Origin of the sequence: Paraburkholderia lebeckiae (genome assembly GCF_014201005.1) — a bacterium.
GTDB lineage: Bacteria > Pseudomonadota > Gammaproteobacteria > Burkholderiales > Burkholderiaceae > Paraburkholderia > Paraburkholderia tuberum.
Genome location: NZ_JACHDK010000060.1, coordinates 1 through 4,049, shown reverse-complemented (window position 1 = coordinate 4,049; position 4,049 = coordinate 1). Strand labels below are relative to the sequence as shown.

The 4,049-nt window shown below is 58.8% G+C and carries 5 protein-coding genes; all 5 read left to right on the top strand.

Annotated features, from left to right (window positions below; translation table 11 throughout):
* A partial coding sequence (locus HDG39_RS34365; protein ID WP_221305970.1) for a hypothetical protein occupies nt 1–1,653 on the top strand: 1,653 nt, incomplete at its 5' end.
* Between the two features lie 212 nt (nt 1,654–1,865).
* Entirely contained in the window at nt 1,866–2,648 is a 783-nt protein-coding gene (locus HDG39_RS34360; protein ID WP_184012702.1) for a hypothetical protein, read from the top strand.
* A 53-nt stretch (nt 2,649–2,701) separates the two neighbouring features.
* Nucleotides 2,702–3,034: a hypothetical protein gene (locus tag HDG39_RS34355; RefSeq protein ID WP_221305969.1), complete on the top strand. Its 333-nt coding sequence runs from the start codon at nt 2,702–2,704 to the stop codon at nt 3,032–3,034.
* A gap of 2 nt (nt 3,035–3,036) precedes the next feature.
* Complete coding sequence (locus HDG39_RS34350; protein WP_184012700.1) at nt 3,037–3,498, top strand: Imm30 family immunity protein; 462 nt, start codon at nt 3,037–3,039, stop codon at nt 3,496–3,498.
* Between the two features lie 62 nt (nt 3,499–3,560).
* The gene (locus tag HDG39_RS34345) at nt 3,561–3,752 is read left to right on the top strand and encodes a hypothetical protein (protein WP_184012699.1); all 192 of its coding nucleotides are present in this window, start codon (nt 3,561–3,563) and stop codon (nt 3,750–3,752) included.
* Nucleotides 3,753–4,049 lie beyond the last annotated feature (297 nt).

The window sequence follows — 4,049 nt, the reverse complement described above, 5'->3', positions numbered from 1 at the left end:
CTGACGGTGCCCAACCAGGTCACGAACGTGCACAATACGGCGACGACGTTCAAGCCGTATGACCCGGGCAAGGCGATCGGCAATACGCAGCCGACCTTGCCGGATCCGCCGCCTCCGCCGGGGAAGGATGGGGGATGTGGTGGGGTGGCCCAGATTTTCGCGGTAGTCATCGCGGTCGCGGTATCGGTCGTGTCGATGGGTACGGGCAGCATTGTTGGCGCAATGCTGATTGGCGCCGCGGGAGCGGCCGCGACGCAGGGCGTCATGATCGCCGCAGGCGAGCAGCATGGATTTGACTGGAAGGGGATGGCAATTGGAGCTGTGTCAGCTGGTATCGGGGCGGCGGCGGCCCCTGCCACCAGCTTCTGGACCGCGGCTGCTCGGGGGGCGGTGCGTTCAGCGGCGACTCAGGGTATGGCGCTCGCTGTTGGTGCTCAGCGCGGGTTTGACTGGAAGGGCATGGCAGCGTCCGCTGTGGCATCTGGGGTCGGCTTCCAGGCGGCACGGACGATTAATGTCGGCGGCAGCAACTTGGGCTTTGACATGGGCTCGGATCCAGGCAGGTTTGTAACGGGCATGGGTGCGGGAATAGCTGCAGGGGCTGCTAGTACAATCGTGCGTGGTGGAAGCCTTGGGCGCAATGTTGGCGCAATCTCGATGGATGCGGTGGCCGCCACGATCGGCAGCCTCGTAGTCGATCAGGTGCAGGCGGCTAGTGTCGGAAAAACGGGCGTCAACGCAACCGGCACAAATGGCAGCATGAGTGGGCTGTTTGGGGCCGGTGGCAACTATGACGACCTCGTTCGACAGACGACGCAGCAAAGCTATAACGTTGACGCGGGCAACCAGTTTGCAGGAATGGCAGGCTGGAATCTGGCATTGCAGGGACAGGCGACGACGGCGGGCACAGGCCGCGCAGCGAACGGCTACGTGGGCGACATGCCAAGCGCGTATGGTGGCGCTTCTTTCAATGTCGAGCAGGCGCGTGCGCAGCGTATCGCCGAGTTGCAGGTGCAGGCCTGGAATTCGGCTGATGTGCGTCCGGCGTTGGGTGAGCTCAACATTCTGGTGACGGGTGTCGGGTCTCGCTACGAAACGGGTGCGGTGCCGAGTGGTTTGATTGGCGTGTCATACGACAATACGATGCCGAGATGGTCAACTCCCGAGGTAGGAGGAGATATCAGTCTTGCCACGCTGGCACTCAACAGCATCGGTAACGGGCCGAGCTACGCTAGTCCACAAACGGCAGCAACGATTGACGGTCTTCGCGCACCTGACTTCGTGACGTTGCAGGTGGACTACTTCGTTGGGTCGGGATCTATCACGCTCACTAGAAGTGGGAGCCTGTATGGCGCAGTGGGTCTGAATTTGGTGATGCCAAATCCGCTAAACGCTGGTGCAAGTGTTTCGGTTGGCTATCTCAACACCTCGCATCTAGCGCCCGGACAGGTAGATGACTTTGCGTCTGGATACGCGGGAGGTGGGATTGCTGCTTATCGAGGTTTGGGAGGGGGCATTCTCGTTTCGCCTGGAAACGGAACGGCAACCATTGCCGGATTCGGTGTAGGGGTGAATGTCGGGAAGACGAACAGTCCTTTGCAGGCTAGCCTTGGCTACGCGACAAAGTGGACTAATCTGGGATTTGGGTGGTAACAATGCTCACGAATTCTCCGAAGACTCGCGCAGATAAAATTCGCTGGTGGATCGCTGTAGTTGCGTTCGTCGCGTTTGCAGCATATGTTGCAATAAAGAATTTGGTACATACGTAGTCGAGAATGCTCTGTTAGAGAAGTCTCAATGACGTAAGCGCAGTATCAAAGGAAAGCGAAGGGCGCAATGTTGGGCGCAATGTTGGCGCGATCTCGATGGATGCCGTCGCGAGCACCATTGGCAATCTCGTCGTGGATCGCGTCGCCAATGCATCGACCAGTACGCTTTATGGGCCCGGTGGCAATGTTGACGACATGGTCCGGCAGGCGTACGGGGGCGATGCGGGCGCGCAGTTCGCGAAGCTGGCGAACTGGAACCTGTCGCTGCAGGCAGGTCTTCGCGAGCAGGCGTTTGTGGGTGGCTTGCAGGATCAGTTTGGTCAGCTTGCCAATGGCGCACTGGCGGCGTCACGAGCGCAGGACCAGGCACTGAAGCAGCAACTCGGTCGCGAGTTTGCAGGCGCGGCGAACTGGGCGCTGGCGGGTCAACGGGCGGAGCACGCGGCTACGGCCGCACGGCTCAATACGGCGGGTCTGGACTTCGGTCATGGGACGAACGGCTGGTCGGACGATTCGCCGGCGACAGGCGGAAACGATATCCTTGCACGACTGGGCAGCGAAGCTCAAGCTCAGTCGAACGCACGGCTTGATCGCCTTAAGGTACCGGGTCTTGCCCCATTCGACGACACGCCGAAGCTGGTGGCGATTGACGGCACCGCGGCGAGACGCGCGAGCGATGATGCAGCGTTCCTGCGTTTCATGGATGCTCAGAGTAATCAGCCGATTGGCGGGCTGATGGCGAACGCTGCTATCCAGGCTACGGGGAGCGCTGATACGCGGGGCTTGTTGCTGATGCGGCCGGACCGCTGGATGCACTTTGGGCTCCGGGTGGAGCACGTAGCAATTCATTGGCGAGCGTGCGTCGAGGGGCTAATGTAACGAACTCGACGAGTCTGCTTCCGACTGAGGGAAATGTCGCTACGTATAGTGAATTGGTCGCCGCCGGTAGTAAGGGGGACAACATTACGCCGCATCATATTCCGTCGGCAAACTTTATGTCTCAATATGGGGCGGCGAAAAGTGACGGTATCGCCCTCAACATGGAGCAACCCTTTCCTGGTCTTGGCGGTAGACACCGCGAAACATTCACATACGGTACGACCGCAGATCTTGCTATGGCGCCTCGCGATGCTTTGGCAGCTGGCATTCGGGATGCACGCCAGATCTATCAGCGGGATGGTCTCTACCCAGAAATTCGGCCGCAACTGCAGGAAGTGGTCAGGCAGAATTTGATGAAGTATCCAAATCTCTTTGGGAAGCAGTAAAGATGACGAAAACTGTTGAAGATGCGCTGCGCGGTCTTGATGACACGATTGCCCGGCAAGGGCTGCGGGCTGTTAGGGATGTCGAGACGTCGATCTCGGAAGTTATGCAATTTGCGGACGCTAAGTGCGTAGTGCCCTTGCTCTTGCATCTGGATGATGCGGCCCCATACGACGAGACAATGTTCTCGCTTATCCATGCGGCCGAGTCATTTGATGACGCGACCTACGTTCGAAGTTTGTTGGATGTGCTGCCAAAGCTCGTTCAGGTTGCGCCAAAATGGGCGTCCATCGCTCTTATGCGCGTGCTCAACAATGCATCGTCAAAGGCAGCGCTGGTGCAAGCATTGTCGACCGCATCGCCGGACGCCAAGCATGCAGTAACTTGGCTGTGTGAGAAGATCAATGAGCGCAGCGCGTCATTTATAGAGAAGACGCTTGCTGTTTCACTGGCTGCGAAAAGTTAGATCGTGTTGGCAACAACGCCCGCTTCTGCGGGCGTTGTTGCCCCTGCGCTCGAATCTCAGAAGTGCTGTTTGGCGACGCGCCGGCGTTCGACGTCATCGAGGTGAATTACGCGAATTCCGTCGATCGCGTGGCGTATCCAGTCGTCGACGATTGCACGATGCACGCCGTTCGTGACGGCCGCCGTCAACGCCGGCAAATGCCGAATTCCAGCCCCGGCCGGCGCGGTCGTCCGCCCGATTTACAGCAGAAATAACGTGTTGGTTCAAAATGCACCATCCCCGTGGAAGAACTCACACATTACGCACATGCCAAAGCGCGGGCAAAACCGTCTCAAACCGTTGGCGATATCGGGTTTGCGGTGGTAACAAAAAAGCGTAGCGGTTTGACCTAGAAATCGGCGTTCGCGTGAAATCCGCGGGGGACATGTCGATTACGGCACGCAGACCCAGTCGCTGTACGAATACGACGGCGACGGCAACCGTACGGCGGAATTTTTCACGGACTTCGGCAACTCGTACGTGTTCGCGCAGTCGCGGGTCGAATACGACGC